We start from the raw sequence: 20,080 nt of genomic DNA on the forward strand, positions 1-20,080 counted from the left end.
AACTTGACTACTTGGTCAAATTTGAAGGCTATGAGAGCAATCGCGTTAGGTCAAGCGTGTTTAAAGAACTTTTTGGAGGCTGTGTTGGCTGGCAAAGAAAATCAAATCGTTGAGGCTGGCAAAAAGCAACCTAAAAAGAAGCGTAGCCGCATTCAAACGGAGAATCGTGCGCTCATTTTAGACGCTGCGTTGCAGGTTTTTTCAACCGACGGCTATCGCGGTGCTACGCTCGACCGTATTGCTGAAAAAGCAGGGATGTCGAAGACAAATCTGCTGTATTATTTCCCGTCAAAAGAAGATGTTTACCGCACCGCACTTGAACAAATCGTGGTCAATTGGCTCGACCCATTTCGTGACATTGATGGTGATGGCGATCCGATTGAGCAACTGCGTCGGTACATTACGCTTAAACTGAAAGCGTCGCACGAAAATCCCGAAGCATCACGGCTTTTTGCCAATGAAATCCAGCGCGGCGCGCCGCTCATTAAGGATTTTCTTGAGACAACGCTTAAAAAACTTGTCGATGAAAAAGCAAAAGTTATTCATCGTTGGATTGATGATGGAAAGCTTGCGCCAGTCGATCCTTATCATTTGATTTTCTTAATTTGGGCCACAACGCAGCACTATGCGGACTTTGATGTTCAGGTGAATGCTTTGCTGGGAAATCAAGCAAGTAAGCCCGGATTTTACGAACAATCAGCGCAGGCTGTTTTATCCATTATTTTAAACGGTATTCGGCCACGTTAATTTTTATTGCTCTGTGCTGCAATTGACAATCTGGTTTGTTTGTTTCCATTGTAAGTTACAAATTTTACACGCGTAACTTTAGGACGTGCCGATGACTGTCACTAAAATTAAGAACATGGAAGAGTTTGCGACTGTTAGCGGCCTTTCACGCCCGACAGTTTCAAAATTCTTCAATGATCCTCAAAGTGTGCGGCCTTCTACGCGTACCCGTATTGAGGAGGCGCTGGAGCGTTTTGATTACCGTCCCAATATTTACGCAATCAACCAAAACCGCCAGCTCACCAAAACAATTGGCATTGTTGTGCCCTATCTGGCTGACCCGTTTTTTGCCGAAATTGCGCGTAACCTTGAGACGCGCTGTATTGAGGAAGGTTACTCGCCTTCGCTTTTTAGCTCGCATGGGCGGCAAGAGCAGGAAAATGATATTTTAGAAACGCTGCGGTCTATGAAACCAGCCGGCGTTTTGATGGCACCTTTGGGCCGAATTTCAGACAAAGGCCTCGTCGAGCGGTTTTGCAATGATGTGCCAACGGTGCTGTTTGACAGTAAGGTTGAAGGTGTGGGCCATGTGTTTATTGGCTCTGACAATATGCAATTTACATCGATGATGGTGGAATATCTTAATCGCACTGGCGATGCGCCCTGTTTCTTTGAAATGAAAACACCAGCGAACCCGAATGCGCGCAAACGCAGGCAAGCCTATATTCAAGCGATGGAGCGTTTGGGGCATCAACCGAAATTCGTTCAGGTGGATGGCACGGGCTGGGAATTTGAAGAAATCGGCCATCGCGGCGCTATGGAGGCGATCACGCATGATGCATTTGAGACCTCGACCGTGCTGTGCAGTAACGACCGACTAGCCATTGGCTTTTTGGCGGCTTGCTACCAAAAAGGTGTGCGGGTGGGGCTCAAAAAGGACTGCCATTTACGCGTGGCTGGTCACGATGATCACCCCTTTTCGAAGTTTACGTGCCCGTCTTTGACAACTGTAGCGCAGGATTATTCTGCTATTGCAGAGAAAAGTGTTCGAAGGCTTTTTGAGCTCATTGCGGGCGAAAGCGATGCAGCGCCCTCCGCAGATACTTTGTTTGAAGGAAAACTGGTCATGAGAGATTCTGCGTGAATGGCATATTAATGCCTTAAAATTTACGCGCGTAAAAAAACTATTGACCGCGCGTATTTTTATCGCTTAGGGTAAGGTATCCATTACCAAGGGAGGAAATAGGATGCTTTCCAAGAAAACGCTTGGCTTGACGACTGCTATTGCAATCGTTGCAGCTACCGGCGCTCATGCCGAATCACTTACTATCGCGACTGTTAACAATGGCGATATGATCCGCATGCAGGGTCTTACTGAGGATTTCACCAAAAAAACTGGACACACTGTTGAGTGGGTCACATTGGAAGAAAACGTGCTGCGTCAGCGCGTGACCACTGATATTTCAACAAAGGGTGGTCAGTTCGACATCACAACAATCGGTATGTACGAAACTCCGATCTGGGGCAAAAACGGCTGGCTCGTTGCGCTTGATGATATGTCTGCTGAATATGATGTTGACGATATTTTGCCTGCGATGCGCGGTGGTTTGTCAGTTGACGGAACGCTTTATGCTGCGCCGTTCTATGGCGAAAGCTCCATGATCATGTATCGCACAGACCTGATGGAAAAAGCTGGTCTTGAAATGCCGGATGCGCCGACATGGGAATTTGTGGCTGATGCAGCACGCAAAATGACCGATAAAGATGGCGAAGTTTACGGTATCTGTCTTCGCGGTAAGGCGGGTTGGGGTGAGAACATGGCGTTCCTCACAGCAACTGCAAACGCTTTTGGCGCACGTTGGTTTGATGACAATTGGAATGCTCAATTCGATACAGATGCATGGAAAAACACGCTCAACTTCTATATTGATTTGATGAATGACGCGGGCCCTCCAGGCGCTGCTAATAACGGCTTTAACGAGAACCTTGCACTGTTCCAGCAAGGTAAATGTGGCATGTGGATTGATGCGACAGTTGCTGCATCATTCGTGACTAACCCAACAGATTCAACAGTTGCTGACAAAGTTGGTTTCGCACTTGCGCCGGACACAGGTCTTGGCAAACGCGGTAACTGGCTGTGGGCTTGGGCATTGGCAATTCCTGCCGGTACTCAAAAAGAAGCAGCAGCTAAAGAGTTTATCGAATGGGCAACATCGAAAGAATATATCGAGCTTGTTGCTGAAAAAGAAGGTTGGGCTAATGTGCCTCCAGGCAGCCGTACTTCGCTTTACGAGAACCCAGAATATCAAAAGGTTCCGTTTGCTAAGATGACGCTTGAGTCCATTAACTCAGCTGATCCAACAAATCCAACCGTTGATCCGGTTCCTTATGTTGGCGTCCAGTTTGCTGCTATTCCGGAGTTTGCCGGTATTGCAACGCAAGTTGGTCAAGAGTTCTCTGCTGCCCTTGCAGGTCAACAGACAGCTGAAGAAGCCCTTGCCAAAGCACAGGCGCTTACCAATGACGAAATGGAAGCTGCTGGCTACAAATAAGCTTAAGTGGGTCTCCCAACAGAAGCTCGGGCACAAACAATCGTGTCCGGGTTTCTGTTCAAATCTGAAAAACTTCAAATACTGACGACCTATTTGCCATAATCAAAACAAAACTGGCATTCTTGAAAGGGTTAAGTCATGGCGACACAACATTCACGATCTGCTGCAAAACTGATGAATGCTCCGGCGGTGTTTCTTCTGCTCGTCTGGATGCTCGTGCCGTTGTGCATGACTTTATATTTCTCATTTCTCGACTATCGGCCACTGCGCGGTGTTTATGAGTGGGCCGATGGTTTTGAAAATTATGCCCGCTTTGTAAGTTCAAGCTCATTTACCGATAGTGTTTTGACCACGCTCATAATGGTGGGCGGTATTTTGATGATTACGGTCATTGGCGGTGTGCTTCTGGCTTTGTTGCTGGACCAGCCTATTTGGGGTCAGGGCATTGTGCGTATTTTGGTCATCGCCCCCTTCTTCGTTATGCCAACTGTTTCAGCTTTGGTGTGGAAGAACATGTTTATGAATCCCGTGAATGGGCTGTTTGCCTATTTATGGAAATTCTTCGGGGCAACGCCGATAGATTGGCTGAGCCAAGCGCCGATTTTTTCAATTGTTTGGATCGTGAGCTGGCAGTGGTTGCCATTTGCAACGCTGATTCTTCTAACAGCCATTCAATCGCTGGATAGCGAACAGATGGAAGCTGCGGAGATGGATGGTGCCAGCGCGCTTAGCCGCTTTGCCTATATTACTTTACCGCATTTGGCGCGCGCGATAACCGTTGTTGTTCTTATTCAGACGATCTTTCTGCTCTCTATTTTCGCGGAAATCTTTGTGACCACCAATGGTGCCTTTGGAACCCGTACGCTGACTTATCTTGTTTATCAGCGAGTACTTGAGAGCCAGAACATCGGCCTTGGTTCGGCGGGCGGTATTATTGCGGTCATTCTTGCAAACATTGTTGCGATCTTCCTGATGCGGATCGTTGGCAAGAACCTAGATAATTAGGGAGGAGTGTATCATGGCACGTGAAGTCTCAAGAAGACGGAAAACCGTTGTAACCATCATCGCTTGGGCGATTGGTTTGCTGATCTTTTTCCCAATTTTATGGACGATCCTGACGAGCTTCAAAACGGAAGCTGAAGCAATTGCTGATCCGCCAAGTCTGTTCTTTTTTGATTGGACCTTGGAAAATTATGAGGTTGTTGGAGAGCGCTCTAACTATGGCAAGTTTCTTTGGAACTCCGTGATCTTGGCCGTCGGCTCAACCATTTTTGGATTGATGATTGCCATTCCATCGGCTTGGTCAATGGCGTTTCAACCCGGCAAACGCACCAAAGATGTCATGATGTGGATGCTTTCCACCAAGATGATGCCTGCTGTTGGTGTGTTGTTTCCAATCTATATTCTGGCGCGCAATACCGGTTTGTTCGACACGCATATTCTGCTGATCGTCGTGCTTATGTTGATGAACCTGCCGATTATCATTTGGATGCTCTACACGTATTTCAAAGAGATTCCGGTCGATATTTTGGAAGCTGCGCGCATGGATGGCGCCAGCCTTAAATCGGAGATCATTTACGTGCTCACACCAATGGCGCTGCCGGGCATCGCATCTACCATGCTGCTCAATATTATTTTGGCATGGAACGAAGCTTTTTGGACGCTCAACCTAACCACGATCAACGCTGCACCGCTCACAGCCTTTATTGCAAGCTATTCAAGCCCTGAAGGTCTGTTCTACGCAAAGCTATCGGCAGCATCGACAATGGCGATTGCGCCAATTCTTATCATGGGCTGGTTCAGCCAGAAGCAACTTGTACGCGGCCTGACGTTTGGCGCGGTGAAATAGGTAGATAATCATGGGACGTATTACACTTAAAGACGTAACAAAGAGCTTCGGTGAAACGCAGGTTATTCCGCCGCTCAACCTTGAGATCAATGATGGCGAGTTCGTTGTTTTTGTCGGTCCATCGGGCTGCGGTAAATCAACACTTTTGCGGTTGATCGCAGGCCTTGAAGATGTGACCAGCGGGTCGATTAACATTAATGATATGGATGCGACCAATATTCCGCCAGCTAAGCGCGGTCTTGCGATGGTCTTTCAATCCTATGCGCTTTATCCGCATATGAGTGTGCGCAAAAATATTGGCTTTCCGCTTAAAATGGCTGGTATCGAGGGCGCGCAAGCCACCAAGAAAATCGATGAGGCGGCCAAGGTTCTTAATCTAACGGACTATTTAGACCGCAAGCCCGGTCAGCTTTCTGGCGGACAAAGGCAGCGTGTTGCGATTGGCCGTGCGATTGTTCGCGAACCAGATGCATTTTTGTTTGACGAACCATTGTCCAACCTTGATGCGGCACTGCGTGTGAATATGCGTCTTGAGATATCTGAACTGCACCATCAGCTTAAAACGACTATGATTTATGTAACGCATGATCAGGTCGAAGCGATGACGATGGCCGATAAGATTGTTGTCTTGCGCGCTGGTAATATTGAGCAGGTGGGCTCGCCCATTGAACTTTATAAAAACCCACAAAATCTGTTCGTTGCTGGTTTTATCGGTTCGCCAAAAATGAACTTCATCAACGGCACCAGCGCTTTAGAATATGATGCGCACACGATTGGCGTTCGCCCTGAGCATTTGCGTGCATCAAAAAGCGAAGGCGTTTGGAAAGGTGTGGTTGGGGTTTCTGAACATTTGGGATCTGACACGTTTTTGCGCGTGAATGTCGACGGGATTGAAGATGGCTTGGTCGTTCGCGCCGAAGGCGATGTAGAGCTTTACCATGGCGATACAGTTTATCTGTCGCCTGAAAATGACAGCCGCATCTATAAATTTGATCGAAATGGGCAGGCTATCTAATGAGCCGTTTGACAGGAAAAGCGGCCATTATAACGGGCGCAGCACGCGGTATCGGTAAGGCCTTTGCGCAAGCCTATATTCGTGAAGGCGCATGTGTGGCCATTGCCGATATTGATCTGGATAGAGCCAAACAAACAGCTGCGGAGTTGGGCGATAAAGCCATTGCTGTGCACTGCGATGTAACATCACATACCAGCATTGATGCGGCTGTTGAGGCAACGATTGCTGCATTTGGTCAGATCGATATTCTTATCAATAATGCGGCCATCTTCAGCGCCGCACCGATCATTGAAATTGAGCGTAGCGATTATGCGCGCGTCTTTGACATCAATGTGTCTGGCACATTGTTTATGATGCAGGCCGTTGCACGCCATATGATTGCGCGCGGCAAGGGCGGCAAGATTATCAATATGGCAAGTCAAGCCGGACGCCGCGGCGAACCGCTGGTTGCTGTTTACTGTGCGACCAAAGCGGCAGTTATTTCGCTGACGCAGTCTGCGGGCCAAAATCTCATTCAACACGGCATCAATGTGAACGCGATTGCACCGGGTGTTGTTGACGGTGAACATTGGGAAGCTGTCGATGCGTTTTTTGCCAAATATGAAAACAAAGCGCTTGGACAAAAGAAGAAAGAAGTTGGCGAAAGTGTTCCTTATGGCCGTATGGGCGTAGCGGAAGATTTGACCGGCATGGCTATATTCTTGGCCAGCGCAGAAGCTGACTACATCGTTGCTCAAACCTATAATGTGGACGGCGGCCAATGGATGAGCTAACCGCGCTTTCTAGCATTACATTGAAGGACCTGCCGTCAGGCGTGCGTGTTCCGCACTATGATCGCTCTGTGCTTTCTGCTGGTATTGTTCATATTGGACTGGGCAATTTTCACCGTGCGCATCAAGCTTGGTATTTGCACCGATTGATGGATGCAGGCCTGTGTCATGATTGGGCGATTATTGGTGCCGGCGTTCGTACCAATGATGCGCAGCAACGCGAAAGACTAATCGCGCAAGATTGCCTGACCACTTTGATTGAGCTTGACCCTTCGGGCATGTCGGCGGAAATCAGCGGTTCGATGATAGATTTTTTGCCCGTCGAAGAGGGTAATCAAGCGCTGATTGAGCGCATGGCTCAGCCTGATATTCGCATTGTTTCACTCACGGTGACAGAAGGCGGTTATTATATTGACCCTTCAAGTGGTGGTTTTGATGCAAGCCACCCAGACATTGTGTATGATTCGCAAAATCCTACACATCCCAAGACCGCATTTGGCGCGATGGTTGCAGCTTTAAAATTACGCCGAGAAAAAGAACTTGGTCCTTTCACGGGGCTTAGCTGCGATAATTTGCAGGGCAATGGCACAATTTTAAAGCGCGCTGTTGTGGGCTTAGCTGGTATGTCTGATCCTGATTTGGCGACATGGATTGAAGCTCAATGTACGTTCCCGAACAGCATGGTCGATTGCATCGTTCCGGCAACGGGTCCGAAAGAGCTTGAGCTTGTGCATTCATTTGGCATTGATGACAAAGCGCCCGTTACCCATGAGAATTTTCGCCAATGGGTCATCGAGGATGATTTTTGCGCCGGACGTCCTGATTGGGATAAAGTAGGCGCAACTTTGTCTGGCGATGTTCATGAATATGAAGCCATGAAGCTGCGTATTCTCAATGGCGGTCATCAAATGATTGCTGTTCCGGCTGACTTGCTCGGCATCGATACCATATCGGGCGCGATGGCTCATGATGGCATTCGCGCCATGTTGCAGAAAATTATCAAGCAAGAAGTCGCACCGAACGTAAAATCTGTGCCGAACATGGCACCGCTTGACTATTTGCAGCTTATTGAGCGGCGTTTTTCAAACCCAGAGATCGTTGATACCACACGGCGCGTTGCCTTTGATGGTTCAAGCCGGCAGACGGGCTTTATCGTACCGTCCATCCGTGATGCGCTGGCTGGTGGCCAGCCTATTGATGGTTTGGCGCTCATGAGTGCTTTATGGGCATGCTATTGCTTGGCGCAGCGCGAGGATGGCTCAGCGATTGCGCCGAATGATCCCTACTGGGATGAATTACAAATAGTTGCTCATACTGCACAAAGTAACCCGATAGCTTGGCTAGAGATGCGCAAATATTATGGCGACCTTAGCGAAAACGCGGTGTTCTCGTCAGCCTTTGCTTATTGGTACGAAGTCTTGGCCCGTGACGGCGTTGAAGCGGCTCTATCCGCTTATAATAGCGACAAGGTGCCTGCCGTTTAAAATCGGCGGGTGCATATATTAGATCGCAAAGATGCGGCGGGTAACCGCTGCTCAATATTATTTTCATTTCAGGAAATTGTGCAATCATACGCTTTGGTATGATTGTCTGTGTTCGTCGAAAATGGAGCGGGCGAGGCGATTCGAACGCCCGACCCCAACCTTGGCAAGGTTGTGCTCTACCCCTGAGCTACGCCCGCTCATCTTCGTGAAATGCTAAGCATTCCTTCGAACTGCCGCTATATGCGTCAAGCGCTAACTAATTGCAATATGATTTTGCAAAAAATTTGTCACATAATTTCGAAGTGGTTTTCAACGTGCGCTTGCAATGCTCTATTATGTTCAAGATACAGGGCCAACATTAGATTTTATTCAAGGCGGTATAGCGGATGAAGAGCAGCAACGATCTATTTTCATTCTTGAGTGAACTTTCAATCGACGTGAAAAATACAGAGCACGAAGCGGTGTTCACGGTAGCCGAATCACAGGCGCTGCGTGATGAGATTGGGGGCGGGCATACCAAGAACCTTTTTCTTAAAGACAAAAAGGGCCGCTACTTTCTTTTAACGGTATTAGAAGATGCCGAGATTAATTTGAAAACAGTTCATCAAAAGATCGGGGCGCAGGGGCGTGTCTCTTTTGGTAAGCCAGAGTCGCTTATGGAATATTTAGGCGTTATGCCCGGTTCCGTCACAGCCTTTGGCATTATTAATGATACGGACAATCAGGTTAGCTTGATATTAGATGCGCGTCTGATGGAAAATGACATCATAAATTGCCATCCACTGCGCAATACAGTCACAACATCCATTGCGGTTGAAGATTTAAAGAAGTTTGTCACGGCAACGGACCATGCGTTGCAAATCATTGCTTTGGATGAAAAACCGACTTCTTGACTTGAAAATAGTGCATGAAAACGCGACATGCAGTCATAATTGTAGATTGATGCGATAGGAATGAACAGATGAGCAATAACGACAATCCTTTTGCACCCAGTGCAGGCAGCGGTTATGGCGCAGCTTCTGTTGGATATGGCGGGCAGTCTGTTGATCAGGCAGCACCTCAGGCGCCACAGCCTGCGCCTCAAGCACCGCAACCGATCGTGGGGTCAACGATTATCGGCGCTGGTTCAGCTTCGGGTGATTCTGGTCCATTGATTAAAGACACAACAACAGCTGAATTTACAGCCGATGTTATCGAAGCATCGAAAACAACGCCGGTATTGATCGATTTTTGGGCACCGTGGTGCGGGCCGTGTAAGCAGCTAACACCGATTATCGAAAGCGCGATTCAAAAAGCGGGCGGCAAGGTCAAGCTTGTTAAAATGAATATTGATGAACATCCGGCAATTCCAGGTCAGATGGGCATTCAGTCTATTCCGGCGGTTGTTGCATTTATCGATGGTAAGCCTGCCGATGGTTTTATGGGCGCAAAGAGCCAGAGCGAAGTTGACGCTTTTGTTAAAAAGATTGCCGATAGCGCAGGCGCTGATGATACGGCGGCGATGATTGAGCAAGCTTTTGAGCAGGCACGCGCAGCGATTGATGCGGGCGATATCAATGGCGCAGCGCAAATATACCAAGCGGTGATGCAGCACGCGCCTGACAATGCAGATGCCTATGGTGCTCTTGCTGGTTTGATGGCTGATTATGGCCAGATTGATCAGGCACAAGCGATGCTTGATCAAGCACCAGAACAATTTGCAAATCATGCCGCCTTAGCTGGCGTAAAAGCAAAGTTGGAACTGGCAGCAAAAGTTGCAGGACTTGGTGATCCTGAGGCGCTAAAAGCACGCCTTGATCAAAATCCTGCAGATCACGATGCAGCGTTTGACATGGCGCAAATTGAAAATGCACGCGGTAATAAGGATAATGCCGCTGATTTGTTGCTTGGCATTATGAAGGCTGACCGCGAGTGGCGCGAGGATGGTGCGCGCAAGGAACTTCTCGTGTTCTTTGAAGCGTGGGGACCAATGGATCCTGCAACGCAATCTGCGCGCCGCAAATTATCAGCCATTTTATTCCGGTGATGATTTTTAGGTTTAGCGCATTGGTGCTAAATCCAAACTCAGCTCAAAGTCGATAATCCAAGCCGATCTTTGCCTTGCAATTTCGGTTTGCTGTTCCATCTCTTGTTTAAGTGAAACAACAGCCCCCATAATTGGATCAGTTTTAATGAAGGCAGGAAATTTTACTTATAAGGATCTCAACGACATTCCAGCCGTCGTTCCTGTTTTCCCGCTTTCCGCTGCATTATTGCTGCCGGGAAGCCAGATGCCTTTGAATATTTTTGAACCGCGCTATCTGGCGATGTGTGATGCTGCGCTAAAAACTAACCGATTGATCGGCATGGTTCAGCCGGTTTTTAGTGGTGATATAGGCAGCAAGGAAAATCCTAACCTCTGCAAAGTTGGATGTCTTGGGCGGATTGTCTCATTCACCGAGAGCGGAGATGGTCGCTATCTCATCAACCTCCAAGGCGTAAGCCGCTACCGGATTATAGAAGAGGTGAGCGCGAAGACGCCGTTTAGGCAGTGCCGCATCGCAGCCTTTGCCCATGATCTTTCTAGCCAGAGCAATAATGGGGATGATGTAAACCGCGACGAGCTTCTTGAAACATTCAGGCTTTACCTTGATGCCAATGATCTTGAGGCAGACTGGGAGAACGTCAACAAGGCGGGCAATGAATCACTGGTCAATGCTTTGTCTGTGATGTCGCCTTATGGTCCTGCCGAAAAACAGGCTTTGTTAGAGGCTCCTGATTTGAAAAGCCGCGCCGATACATTGATCGCACTGACGCAGATTGCCCTTGCGCGTGATGCGGATGGCGATGAGTATGCACAGACGTTGCAATAGTGACATCCGGCTCTATGCTTGGGCCGATTGAAGCAAGGGCGTTTGATGGCTGATCCCAATAATATTGATATTGTACCTATCGAAGAAGGCGTCAAAGCGGACAATGTTTTGCTTGCTGGACAGATGATGCAATTGCTTGTTTGCCCGCTCACGAAGCAATCTTTGAAATATGATAAGGAGCGCCAAGAGCTTATATCAGTCTCAGCGCGATTGGCCTATCCTGTGAGAGGCGGCATTCCTATTTTATTGCCATCAGAGGCGCGCCGTCTTGATGAAGATGAAATGAAAAAGAAGAAATGAGTGACGCGCCTTTAAAGAGCAAACAAAAGCGGGGTGCGCTTCGCCGCGATGCGTTGATTCAAGCCGCCGCTGCCTTGTTTTGGATTAAGGGATATACCGGAACTAGCCTTGCCGATGTTGCCAAGGCCTCGGATGTGCCGCTTGGCAATCTTTACTATTATTATAAAACCAAAGCGGATTTAGCGCTGGGTGTTGCCAATTTTTTTGCCGATGAAACCCGTGCGCTGATTGAATCGGTATCAGAGGAAAAAACGGAACCGCGTGCGCGTTTGAAATTTCTGGTGGAGCGCATGCGCGCGACACAGGGCAAACGGCTTAGCTATGGCTGCCCTATTGCGGCTGCATGCCGCGACTTTCGTGAAACTGCACCCGAAGCGAGCACGCGCGCAGGTGAAAGCTTTTCACTTCTGATTGCGTTTATTGCCGAGGAGCTGGGTAAGACGGGGCGCAAACCGTCGGTTGCTTTGCTTAAAGCGCGTCATGTCATTGCCGACTGGCAAGGCGGCATTGCACTGGCGCACGGATTGCAACAACCCAATGTGTTGGCTGAAACATATGCGCGTATGGAGCGCACGCTTGCCAGTTGAGTAATTGCAGGAAAGTAGGGCTGGTTTTCCTGCAATTATATAAAACAAAAAGTTAGATTTTTTCGCCGCGCAGCAAGCGCGGTGTTTGGCCTGAAATGCCGGAAGCTTGGCTGATGAAATAATCTTTTAGCTTTGGCAAACGGTCAACCACACCAAGCCCGAATGAACGCAAAGCACGTAACGGTGCGATGTCATTGGAAAACAGCCTGTTTAAAATGTCGGTGGTTGCACCCATTTGCACGGTGTCGAACCGGCGCCAGCGCTGATATTCTTCCAGAACATTGATCGCGCCAATATCAAGACCAAGGCGGTGTGCTTCGACGATTTTTTCTGCCAGTGCTGCCGCATCCTTGAAGCCTAAGTTCAACCCTTGGCCAGCAATGGGATGAATGCCGTGGGCTGCATCACCAGCGAGCGCAAAGCGCGGTTTTACAAAGTCACGGGCCAATGTCAGGCCAAGCGGATAAGCGCGTGGTTTTGTTTCGACTTTGATGTCGCCCAGCTTGAGCCCGAAGCGTTGTTCTAACTCTATATCGAATGTAAATTCGTCGCCATCGATCAGGCGCTGTGCTTTTTCGGTGCTTTCCGTCCACACAATGGATGAGCGATTATTGGTAAGTGGCAAAATTGCAAAAGGACCAGCGGGCAGGAAATGTTCTTCGGCGCGGCCTTCATGATCGCGTTCATGGGCAATGGTTGCAACGATACCGGACTGGCCATAATCCCAGTGAACTGTCTTTATGCCTGCCATATCGCGCAGGCGGGAGTTTACCCCATCACAAGCAATAAGCAGTTTGGCGCTGATTGTATTGCCGTCCGCTAAGTGTATCTCGGCAGATTGATTTTCTTCGTTGTTTTCAAAATTCGTAACACCAACACCTTGAATGATATCAACGCCAAATTCGTCGCAGCGTTTACGCAATGCGCGGATCATTTCGACATTGGGTATCATGCGGGCAAAAGGTTCGCCCTCTTCGACATTGCCTGCAAACGTCAGAAAGACGGGCCGAACCGGATCGCTTGTTCTGCTATCGGTGACGACCATTTCATTGATGGGCTGTGCGTGCGGCAAAATATCTTGCCAGCAATTGAGCTGTTCAAGCATGCGCACCGCAGCGGCGGCAACAGCAGATGCGCGACCGTCATTTTGCCACACATTTTCAGGCGCTGCATCGACCACAACAATTTTTAAGCTTGGCGCTGAGCTGGCGATAGAAACCGCAGTTAAAAGACCAACATAACCAGCACCCGCAATGAGGATATCTGCTTTTTGCGGCAGTTTGTGCTTTGCCGGTTCTTTAGATGTTGCTGCTTTTGCCATTTGAGCGGCCTACCTTCCTGCTGTGGTTCAACGCGTGAACCCGTGTATGCAGTTGACTTAATACGCCTTCCTTGTAGCAAGACACTTAGTAATTTTCCATCGATGAGAATACAAGGAAAAACCGATGTCTGCTGCCATGGATGAGCTATTAGAAACTTTGGACCTTACACATCTGGAAGACAATGTGTTCCGTGGTCGCAGCCCGCAAGCAGGTTGGCAGCGGGTTTTTGGCGGACAGGTGATCGGTCAGGCGCTTATTGCTGCGCAGCGCACGGTTGCAAGTGACCGCTTCGTCCATTCGATCCATTGTTATTTCCTGCGGCCTGGTAATCCTAATGTGCCGATCGACTATCATGTTGATACACTTCGTAACGGTATGAGTTTTACAACGCGGCGTGTGGTTGCGCATCAAGATGAAAAACCAATTTTTGCCATGTCTGCATCGTTTCAAATCGAAGAAGACGGGTTGGAGCATTATATGCCGCAGCCTCTTAACATTCCGATGCCGGAAGATTTGGCTGGCGAAAAAGCATTGGTTGAACAAATCAAAGATAGTCTGCCGGAGAATGTGAAAAAATATTGGGGCCGTGAGCGACCTGTTGAGCTTCGCCCTGTTTCTTTAAAGCATTATATGAGCAAGGACCCTTTGCCGCCGCTTCAAGATATGTGGCTTAGAACAACGGGGGATGTTCCCGATAGCCGTGTCGTACAGGCTGCGGTTCTTGGCTACTTATCGGATATGACTTTGCTTGATACGGCGCTTTTTGCTCACGGCAGGTCAATTTTTGATAGTGATCTGCAGGTTGCCAGCCTTGACCATTCCATGTGGTTCCACAGGCCCAACAAGCTGGATGATTGGCTGCTTTATAGTCAAGATAGCCCAAATTCCTCAGGCGCGCGCGGCTTCACACGTGGCTCGCTTTATGCCCGTGATGGTTCATTGGTTGCTTCTGTTGCACAAGAAGGCCTCATTCGGCAGGTTAAGCCTAAAAATTAGGCAGAATCTAAGTGCCGCCTATTTTTTCATCTGTTCAAATGTTGGGCATTTTTGAATGTATTCGCGTTTAAATGGAATATTTGTTATAAAATACAAATAGTTAAATAAAAATTTTCGACTTGGCACGCTACGTGAATAGTCCCCAGTGAAGCGAAGCACGGTTTCGTGTTTTTCGTAGTGAGCCCGACATGGTGTCGGATCACAAAATGAAACTGGGGAAATACGCGCATGAAAATAGTCATGGCAGTTATTAAGCCTTTCAAGCTGGATGAGGTGCGTGAAGCACTTACCGGTCTTGGCGTTCAGGGTGTTACCGTGACAGAAGTCAAAGGTTACGGCCGTCAAAAGGGCCACACAGAGATTTATCGCGGTGCTGAATATGCCGTGAGTTTCTTGCCAAAACTAAAGCTCGAATTGGTGATCGATGACGATCTAACTGACAAAGTTATTGAAGCCATCACTGGTGCTGCAAAAACCGGCCAAATCGGTGACGGCAAAATCTTCGTCTATTCCATTGATCATGCGGTACGCATTCGTACCGGCGAAACGGATTCTGCAGCGCTTTAAGCGGCAGCATTTCGTCAGGAGAAAATTACATGACCATTTCTAAACTTTCAAAACTGACAGTGTTGGGTAGCGCCGCTGCCTGCTTGTTGTCAGTGCCTGCATTTGCGCAGGACGCAGCACCGGCAGTTACGCCGGACGTTGCTTATATTCTCAATACATTGCTTTTCCTCATCGGCGGTTTTCTCGTCATGTGGATGGCGGCAGGCTTTGCAATGCTTGAAGCTGGATTGGTGCGTTCGAAAAACGTTTCCATGCAGTCTTTGAAAAACGTCGCTCTGTTTGCGATTGCTGGCATTATGTATTGGCTGGTTGGTTACAACCTAATGTATACAGGTGTTGATGGCGGCTTTATCGGCTCAATCGGTTCATATAGCTTTGATCCTGTTGGTCTTGAAGGTGCAGATACTGCTGCACTTCTTGATACAGGTTATTCAACAGCATCTGACTGGTTCTTCCAGATGGTGTTTGTGGCAACAGCTGCATCTATCGTATCTGGTTCGCTTGCAGAACGTATCAAGCTTTGGCCTTTCCTTGTCTTCACAGTCGTATTGACAGGCTTCATCTACCCAATCGCCGGTTCATGGCAATGGGGAGCTGGCTGGTTGTCTGAAATGGGCTTTTCAGACTTTGCCGGTTCAACACTTGTTCACTCTGTTGGTGGCTGGGCTGCTCTTGCTGGCGCTCTTCTACTTGGCGCACGTACAGGCAAATATGATGCATCAGGCCGCGTTAACCCAATGCCTGGTTCAAACATTCCGCTTGCGACTTTGGGTACGTTCATCCTGTGGCTCGGTTGGTTCGGCTTTAACGGCGCATCGCAGCTTGCAATGGGCACAATTTCAGATGTTTCAGACGTGTCACGTATCTTCGCGAACACAAATATCGCGGCTGCAGGCGGTGTTGTAACAACAATCGTTCTTCTTCAGCTTCTATACAAAAAAGTTGATGTAACGATGGTTCTCAACGGTGCACTTGCTGGTCTTGTTGCGATTACTGCTGAACCGCTTGCCCCAGCCGTATGGCAGGCGCTTGTTATCGGTGCTGTTGGCGGTGCGATTGTGGTCTTCACAGTTCCGCTTCTCGACAAGCTAAAAATCGATGATGTTGTTGGTGCTATTCCAGTTCACTTGTTTGCCGGTATCTGGGGCACAATCATCGTGCCATGGACAAACAGCAGTGCTTCATTTGGTACGCAGTTCATCGGTATCATTGCTTATGGTGTGTTTACACTGGTTGCCTCGTTTGCCGTGTGGTTCGTCATCAAATCGGTTATTGGTCTACGTGCTAGCGCCGAAGATGAAATGATGGGTCTCGACAAAGCTGAAGTTGGTGTCGAAGCCTACCCAGAATTCCGATCATAATTAAAAAAATATAGGAAGGGGCGGCTTCGCCCCTTTCATAAGAATACAAAATGATCCTCCCATCCCGTCGTGATGTTTACATCACAACACCTTGTCCGGCCCAGATTTACTTCTGGTGCCGGATCTTTTTTAATTACGTAAACAACGCGGAAATTTGCATGGTTAATGAGCGCTTAACCATACGCGGCTAGATTAAACCCTAATTCCTTGAGTAGATTCAGTATTAGGGACGTAAAATGCAGGTCAAACGCGATCGCTTTGCTTCGGCAGATTCGGATTTTGATGCCTATGAGCTTCCACAAGAAGCCCATAGCAGTAAAATGACCCATTTGCTGTGGCGGCAAGCGGAAATTGCTGGCGGGCTGGTTTTGCTGTTGTTCGTTGTATTTGTGATTGCCGCCTTGGCGACATGGAATGCAGCGGACCCAAGCTTTTCTCATGCAACCGATTCGCCTGTAACCAATGCCATGGGGTTTGCTGGTTCGGCCGTTTCAGACCTGCTTATTCAATTTTTTGGCCTTGCCTCTCTTGCTGTTCTCGTGCCGCTTTTGTTTAAAAGCTATGCGCTTGTGCGTGGAAATCATTGGAACTTGGCGCTGCGCCGTTTAGGTGCTTGGCTTTCAGGCAGCTTACTTTTTGCAGCATTTTTGGGCTGTTTTCCAACAACGCAAGCATGGCCAATGCCAACGGGCCTTGGCGGTGTTATGGGCGATATGGTCCTTAAAATACCGGGCCTATTTCTTGGCGGTTACCCGCAAGGCTTTTTCGCATTTCTAGTCGGTGCAGTTCTGTTTGTGCCTGCATTGTGGTCGATTGCGATTGCCTCTGGCTTCCTTTGGAAACAAAAAGCACACAATGAAAATGATATGCCGCATGATGCCATGGCACATGATGAGGGCGAAGGTTTTGTGCGCTTTGTTAGCTTGGGCGCGATCATGCATGGATTTTATTCTGCAAAAGCTGCGATTCGCCGCCGCTTGCCACAGCGTGCTAAACCAGCTGCAATAATGGCACGGCGTGCTGCACATTATGATGAGCCATCTTTTGAGGCTTCAGCGCAGGGGCACCCTGTTGAGCCAGATATGGGCTATGCTGCACCAGATTCTTATGAAGTTGATGATGCAAATTATTCAGCTGAATATGCTGGCGAAAATTGGGATGGCGCTGAAGATTGGGCGCCGCAAGTGGCTCCAAATGATGTGCGCCCAGATGCTACACCGCGCGTTGCAGCGCCTGCACAAATTGCACCTGCTTCTGGCGGATCAGCACGGGTTGAGCCTGCTGCACCGAAACCAAAGCCAAGTGTTCGCGTTCAACGCGAAGCCCAGCCGTCACTGATTAAGGACAATGGCTATGAATTGCCGCCAGTGCATTTGCTCAATGAGCCAAAAAACACTGTGCGCGATGAAAGCCTTTCACCCGAAGCATTGGAGCAAAATGCCCGTGTTCTTGAAGGTGTTTTAGAAGATTTTGGCGTTAAAGGTGAGATCATTCATGTACGGCCCGGTCCGGTTGTTACAATGTATGAGCTAGAGCCAGCGCCTGGTATCAAATCATCCCGTGTCATCGGCCTTGCTGAAGATATTGCCCGCTCTATGAGCGCTATTGCAGCGCGTGTGGCGGTGGTTCCTGGCCGTAATGCCATTGGTATCGAATTGCCAAATAATTTGCGTGAGACGGTTTATTTCCGTGAAATGATTGCGTCTGCAAATTATGATAATTCCAAAGCAAAACTGGCAATGGCGCTGGGTAAAACCATAAATGGTGAGCCGGTCATTGCCGATCTGGCAAAAATGCCGCATTTGCTCGTGGCTGGTACAACAGGTTCTGGTAAATCGGTTGCTATCAACACCATGTTGTTGTCACTGCTCTACAAATTGTCACCTGCTGAGTGCCGGTTGATTATGATCGACCCAAAAATGCTCGAACTATCTGTCTATGACGGTATTCCGCATTTGCTGACGCCGGTTGTTACTGATCCTAAAAAAGCCGTTGTCGCGCTTAAATGGACCGTGCGCGAAATGGAGCAACGCTATAAAAACATGGCGAAGCTCGGTGTACGAAACATTGATGGTTTTAACACCCGCGTAAAAGAGACAATGGATAAGGGTGAAGAAATTACCCGTACTGTTCAAACGGGTTTTGATCGTGAAACCGGTGAAGCGATTTACGAAACAGAAGCACTTGATCTTGAGCATATGCCATATATCGTCGTGGTGATCGATGAGATGGCTGACTTGATGATGGTCGCCGGTAAAGAGATTGAAGGGGCGGTTCAACGCCTTGCGCAGATGGCGCGTGCAGCGGGTATTCATGTTGTTATGGCAACGCAGCGTCCATCGGTTGATGTTATCACCGGTACAATTAAAGCTAACTTCCCGACCCGTATCTCGTTCCAAGTAACATCGAAGATCGACAGCCGAACTATTCTTGGTGAAATGGGCGCTGAACAGCTGCTTGGCATGGGCGATATGCTCTATATGGCTGGCGGCGGACGCATTCAGCGTGTTCACGGACCATTTGTGTCAGATGAAGAAGTTGAAGAAATCGTCAAGCACCTGAAACTACAGGGCGTGCCGCAATATCTTGAAGCTGTGACAGAAGATGATGACGAAGACGATGGTGATTCGGGCTCTGGCGGCGGTAATAGCGCTGGCGGCATGGGCGATTCGGAAGATCCTTATGATCAAGCGGTTGCCGTTGTGCTGCGTGATCGCAAAGCATCAACCAGCTATATTCAGCGCCGCCTTGGCATTGGTTATAACCGCGCTGCATCATTGATTGAACGTATGGAAGATGAAGGTGTGATCGGCCCTGCAAACCATGCAGGTAAGCGCGATATTTTAGTGCCATCGGAAGAAGAGCAACAAATGGGCGGCATGATGTAGGCGATAATTGCAACATTGTGCCGGATTGCCGCCACATAACAGTCAAACTATCTCCTTATGAACTGCGTATGAAGTCCCTGAGGGCAAGATGGAAAAGAGAACATTATGAATAAGAACACTGCTTTAATACGTCGATCATTTCTTGCGCTCTGCACAGGCGCTGTCTTGGGGGCGTCCATCTTATCGTCGCCAGCTAGAGCTGATGCGCCTCAAGCGATTGCGGATCATTTCTCAAGTGTCAAAACCATGATGGGTGAGTTTGTGCAGTTTGGCCCATCGGGCGAACAAACGGGCGGAAAGTTCTTTATCGAACGGCCGGGTAAAGTTCTTTTTCTTTATGAAGAACCATCGAAAATTCGTGTGGTGTCTGATGGCTCCACCGTTGTTGTGAACAATAAGAAGCTGGATACTTGGGATACATATCCATTAAACAAAACGCCGCTTCAGATTGTGCTGGGCGATAAAATTGATCTGTCCGGCAACAAAGTTAAGTCTGTTAAGCAGGCCGACGATCTGACCACCATTGTCATGCATGATAAGCAAGTTTTTGGTGACAGCGAAATCACCATGATGTTCGACCCTAAGAATTATGATTTGCGCCAATGGACGATTAAAGACGCAAAAGGCAAAGATACCACGGTAATGATCTTTAACGTCAAAGAGGGCGTGAAGTTTGGCGCACGCACATTTGCGATTGATTACAACCGTATTCGCGAATCTAAAAAGAACAACTAACTCTTAAAAAATCTAATTTGTGAGCGGCGGCACCTTTTCAGGTGTCGCCGCTTGTGTTTTTGCCGCTGGGTCTGCA

Annotated in this window: 19 protein-coding genes and 1 tRNA gene; 18 read left to right on the plus strand and 2 right to left on the minus strand. The window is 48.5% G+C overall.

Features of this window, described 5'->3' with window-relative positions:
- The first annotated feature begins 84 nt into the window (after window positions 1-84).
- The 8 genes from rutR (at window position 85) to C504_RS0113065 (ending at window position 8,396) form a co-directional block, all read left to right on the plus strand.
- Entirely contained in the window at window positions 85-747 is a 663-nt protein-coding gene (gene rutR, locus C504_RS0113030; protein WP_018689797.1) for an HTH-type transcriptional regulator RutR, read from the plus strand.
- Window positions 748-838: 91 nt separating this feature from the next.
- On the plus strand, window positions 839-1,870 hold the full coding sequence (locus tag C504_RS0113035; RefSeq protein WP_018689798.1) for a LacI family DNA-binding transcriptional regulator: 1,032 nt from the start codon (window positions 839-841) through the stop codon (window positions 1,868-1,870).
- Window positions 1,871-1,973: 103 nt separating this feature from the next.
- Window positions 1,974-3,278 (plus strand): ABC transporter substrate-binding protein, encoded by a 1,305-nt coding sequence (locus C504_RS0113040; RefSeq protein WP_018689799.1) that lies wholly within the window; start codon window positions 1,974-1,976, stop codon window positions 3,276-3,278.
- Between the two features lie 138 nt (window positions 3,279-3,416).
- On the plus strand, window positions 3,417-4,283 hold the full coding sequence (locus C504_RS0113045) for a carbohydrate ABC transporter permease (RefSeq protein WP_018689800.1): 867 nt from the start codon (window positions 3,417-3,419) through the stop codon (window positions 4,281-4,283).
- Window positions 4,284-4,296: 13 nt separating this feature from the next.
- Complete coding sequence (locus C504_RS0113050) at window positions 4,297-5,127, plus strand: carbohydrate ABC transporter permease (RefSeq protein ID WP_018689801.1); 831 nt, start codon at window positions 4,297-4,299, stop codon at window positions 5,125-5,127.
- 10 nt (window positions 5,128-5,137) lie between these two features.
- Window positions 5,138-6,142, plus strand: a complete 1,005-nt coding sequence (locus C504_RS0113055; RefSeq protein ID WP_018689802.1) for an ABC transporter ATP-binding protein — start codon at window positions 5,138-5,140, stop codon at window positions 6,140-6,142.
- Window positions 6,142-6,915: an L-iditol 2-dehydrogenase gene (locus C504_RS0113060; RefSeq protein WP_018689803.1), complete on the plus strand. Its 774-nt coding sequence runs from the start codon at window positions 6,142-6,144 to the stop codon at window positions 6,913-6,915. Before C504_RS0113055 ends, C504_RS0113060 begins: the two co-directional genes overlap by 1 nt.
- A complete protein-coding gene (locus C504_RS0113065) occupies window positions 6,903-8,396 on the plus strand; it encodes a mannitol dehydrogenase family protein (RefSeq protein ID WP_018689804.1) in 1,494 nt (497 codons plus the stop codon). The genes C504_RS0113060 and C504_RS0113065 overlap by 13 nt, the downstream gene beginning before the upstream one ends.
- A gap of 122 nt (window positions 8,397-8,518) precedes the next feature.
- Here the strand turns inward: C504_RS0113065 and C504_RS0113070 are convergent.
- Window positions 8,519-8,593: transfer RNA gene (locus tag C504_RS0113070), tRNA-Gly, on the minus strand.
- A gap of 189 nt (window positions 8,594-8,782) precedes the next feature.
- On the opposite strand from C504_RS0113070, the gene C504_RS0113075 reads away from it, so the two are divergent.
- The 5 genes from C504_RS0113075 to C504_RS0113095 all read left to right on the plus strand — a co-directional run bounded on the left by C504_RS0113075 (window position 8,783) and on the right by C504_RS0113095 (window position 12,135).
- The gene (locus C504_RS0113075; RefSeq protein ID WP_018689805.1) at window positions 8,783-9,289 is read left to right on the plus strand and encodes a prolyl-tRNA synthetase associated domain-containing protein; all 507 of its coding nucleotides are present in this window, start codon (window positions 8,783-8,785) and stop codon (window positions 9,287-9,289) included.
- Between the two features lie 68 nt (window positions 9,290-9,357).
- On the plus strand, window positions 9,358-10,422 hold the full coding sequence (locus C504_RS0113080; RefSeq protein ID WP_018689806.1) for a thioredoxin family protein: 1,065 nt from the start codon (window positions 9,358-9,360) through the stop codon (window positions 10,420-10,422).
- A 145-nt stretch (window positions 10,423-10,567) separates the two neighbouring features.
- On the plus strand, window positions 10,568-11,248 hold the full coding sequence (locus C504_RS0113085; protein ID WP_018689807.1) for an LON peptidase substrate-binding domain-containing protein: 681 nt from the start codon (window positions 10,568-10,570) through the stop codon (window positions 11,246-11,248).
- A 123-nt stretch (window positions 11,249-11,371) separates the two neighbouring features.
- Complete coding sequence (locus C504_RS0113090) at window positions 11,372-11,548, plus strand: Trm112 family protein (RefSeq protein WP_035266768.1); 177 nt, start codon at window positions 11,372-11,374, stop codon at window positions 11,546-11,548.
- On the plus strand, window positions 11,545-12,135 hold the full coding sequence (locus C504_RS0113095) for a TetR/AcrR family transcriptional regulator (RefSeq protein WP_018689809.1): 591 nt from the start codon (window positions 11,545-11,547) through the stop codon (window positions 12,133-12,135). The genes C504_RS0113090 and C504_RS0113095 overlap by 4 nt, the downstream gene beginning before the upstream one ends.
- Before the next feature lie 52 nt (window positions 12,136-12,187).
- Here C504_RS0113095 and C504_RS0113100 read toward each other — a convergent pair whose 3' ends face one another.
- Window positions 12,188-13,456, minus strand: a complete 1,269-nt coding sequence (locus C504_RS0113100) for a ubiquinone biosynthesis hydroxylase (protein ID WP_018689810.1) — start codon at window positions 13,454-13,456, stop codon at window positions 12,188-12,190.
- A gap of 124 nt (window positions 13,457-13,580) precedes the next feature.
- Between C504_RS0113100 and C504_RS0113105 the strand changes: the two genes are divergently transcribed.
- From C504_RS0113105 to C504_RS0113125, 5 genes are all read left to right on the plus strand, one after another.
- The gene (locus tag C504_RS0113105) at window positions 13,581-14,453 is read left to right on the plus strand and encodes an acyl-CoA thioesterase (protein WP_018689811.1); all 873 of its coding nucleotides are present in this window, start codon (window positions 13,581-13,583) and stop codon (window positions 14,451-14,453) included.
- A 228-nt stretch (window positions 14,454-14,681) separates the two neighbouring features.
- Window positions 14,682-15,020, plus strand: a complete 339-nt coding sequence (locus tag C504_RS0113110) for a P-II family nitrogen regulator (RefSeq protein WP_083923191.1) — start codon at window positions 14,682-14,684, stop codon at window positions 15,018-15,020.
- Between the two features lie 29 nt (window positions 15,021-15,049).
- Window positions 15,050-16,381, plus strand: a complete 1,332-nt coding sequence (locus tag C504_RS0113115) for an ammonium transporter (RefSeq protein WP_018689813.1) — start codon at window positions 15,050-15,052, stop codon at window positions 16,379-16,381.
- A 236-nt stretch (window positions 16,382-16,617) separates the two neighbouring features.
- Complete coding sequence (locus C504_RS0113120; RefSeq protein ID WP_018689814.1) at window positions 16,618-19,269, plus strand: DNA translocase FtsK; 2,652 nt, start codon at window positions 16,618-16,620, stop codon at window positions 19,267-19,269.
- Window positions 19,270-19,374: 105 nt separating this feature from the next.
- Window positions 19,375-20,004, plus strand: coding sequence for an outer-membrane lipoprotein carrier protein LolA (locus C504_RS0113125; RefSeq protein WP_018689815.1), 630 nt, complete (start codon window positions 19,375-19,377; stop codon window positions 20,002-20,004).
- Window positions 20,005-20,080: the final 76 nt, after the last annotated feature.

Source organism: Ahrensia kielensis DSM 5890, from assembly GCF_000374465.1.
GTDB classification, from domain to species: domain Bacteria; phylum Pseudomonadota; class Alphaproteobacteria; order Rhizobiales; family Rhizobiaceae; genus Ahrensia; species Ahrensia kielensis.

Coding starts and splice junctions, on each gene's coding strand:
- C504_RS0113035 (WP_018689798.1), top strand. CDS start 839: ATGACTGTCACTAAAATTAAGAACATGGAAGAGTTTGCGACTGTTAGC.
- C504_RS0113040 (WP_018689799.1), top strand. CDS start 1,974: ATGCTTTCCAAGAAAACGCTTGGCTTGACGACTGCTATTGCAATCGTT.
- C504_RS0113045 (WP_018689800.1), top strand. CDS start 3,417: ATGGCGACACAACATTCACGATCTGCTGCAAAACTGATGAATGCTCCG.
- C504_RS0113050 (WP_018689801.1), top strand. CDS start 4,297: ATGGCACGTGAAGTCTCAAGAAGACGGAAAACCGTTGTAACCATCATC.
- C504_RS0113055 (WP_018689802.1), top strand. CDS start 5,138: ATGGGACGTATTACACTTAAAGACGTAACAAAGAGCTTCGGTGAAACG.
- C504_RS0113060 (WP_018689803.1), top strand. CDS start 6,142: ATGAGCCGTTTGACAGGAAAAGCGGCCATTATAACGGGCGCAGCACGC.
- C504_RS0113065 (WP_018689804.1), top strand. CDS start 6,903: ATGGATGAGCTAACCGCGCTTTCTAGCATTACATTGAAGGACCTGCCG.
- C504_RS0113075 (WP_018689805.1), top strand. CDS start 8,783: ATGAAGAGCAGCAACGATCTATTTTCATTCTTGAGTGAACTTTCAATC.
- C504_RS0113080 (WP_018689806.1), top strand. CDS start 9,358: ATGAGCAATAACGACAATCCTTTTGCACCCAGTGCAGGCAGCGGTTAT.
- C504_RS0113085 (WP_018689807.1), top strand. CDS start 10,568: ATGAAGGCAGGAAATTTTACTTATAAGGATCTCAACGACATTCCAGCC.
- C504_RS0113090 (WP_035266768.1), top strand. CDS start 11,372: ATGATGCAATTGCTTGTTTGCCCGCTCACGAAGCAATCTTTGAAATAT.
- C504_RS0113095 (WP_018689809.1), top strand. CDS start 11,545: ATGAGTGACGCGCCTTTAAAGAGCAAACAAAAGCGGGGTGCGCTTCGC.
- C504_RS0113100 (WP_018689810.1), bottom strand. CDS start 13,456: ATGGCAAAAGCAGCAACATCTAAAGAACCGGCAAAGCACAAACTGCCG.
- C504_RS0113105 (WP_018689811.1), top strand. CDS start 13,581: ATGTCTGCTGCCATGGATGAGCTATTAGAAACTTTGGACCTTACACAT.
- C504_RS0113110 (WP_083923191.1), top strand. CDS start 14,682: ATGAAAATAGTCATGGCAGTTATTAAGCCTTTCAAGCTGGATGAGGTG.
- C504_RS0113115 (WP_018689813.1), top strand. CDS start 15,050: ATGACCATTTCTAAACTTTCAAAACTGACAGTGTTGGGTAGCGCCGCT.
- C504_RS0113120 (WP_018689814.1), top strand. CDS start 16,618: ATGCAGGTCAAACGCGATCGCTTTGCTTCGGCAGATTCGGATTTTGAT.
- C504_RS0113125 (WP_018689815.1), top strand. CDS start 19,375: ATGAATAAGAACACTGCTTTAATACGTCGATCATTTCTTGCGCTCTGC.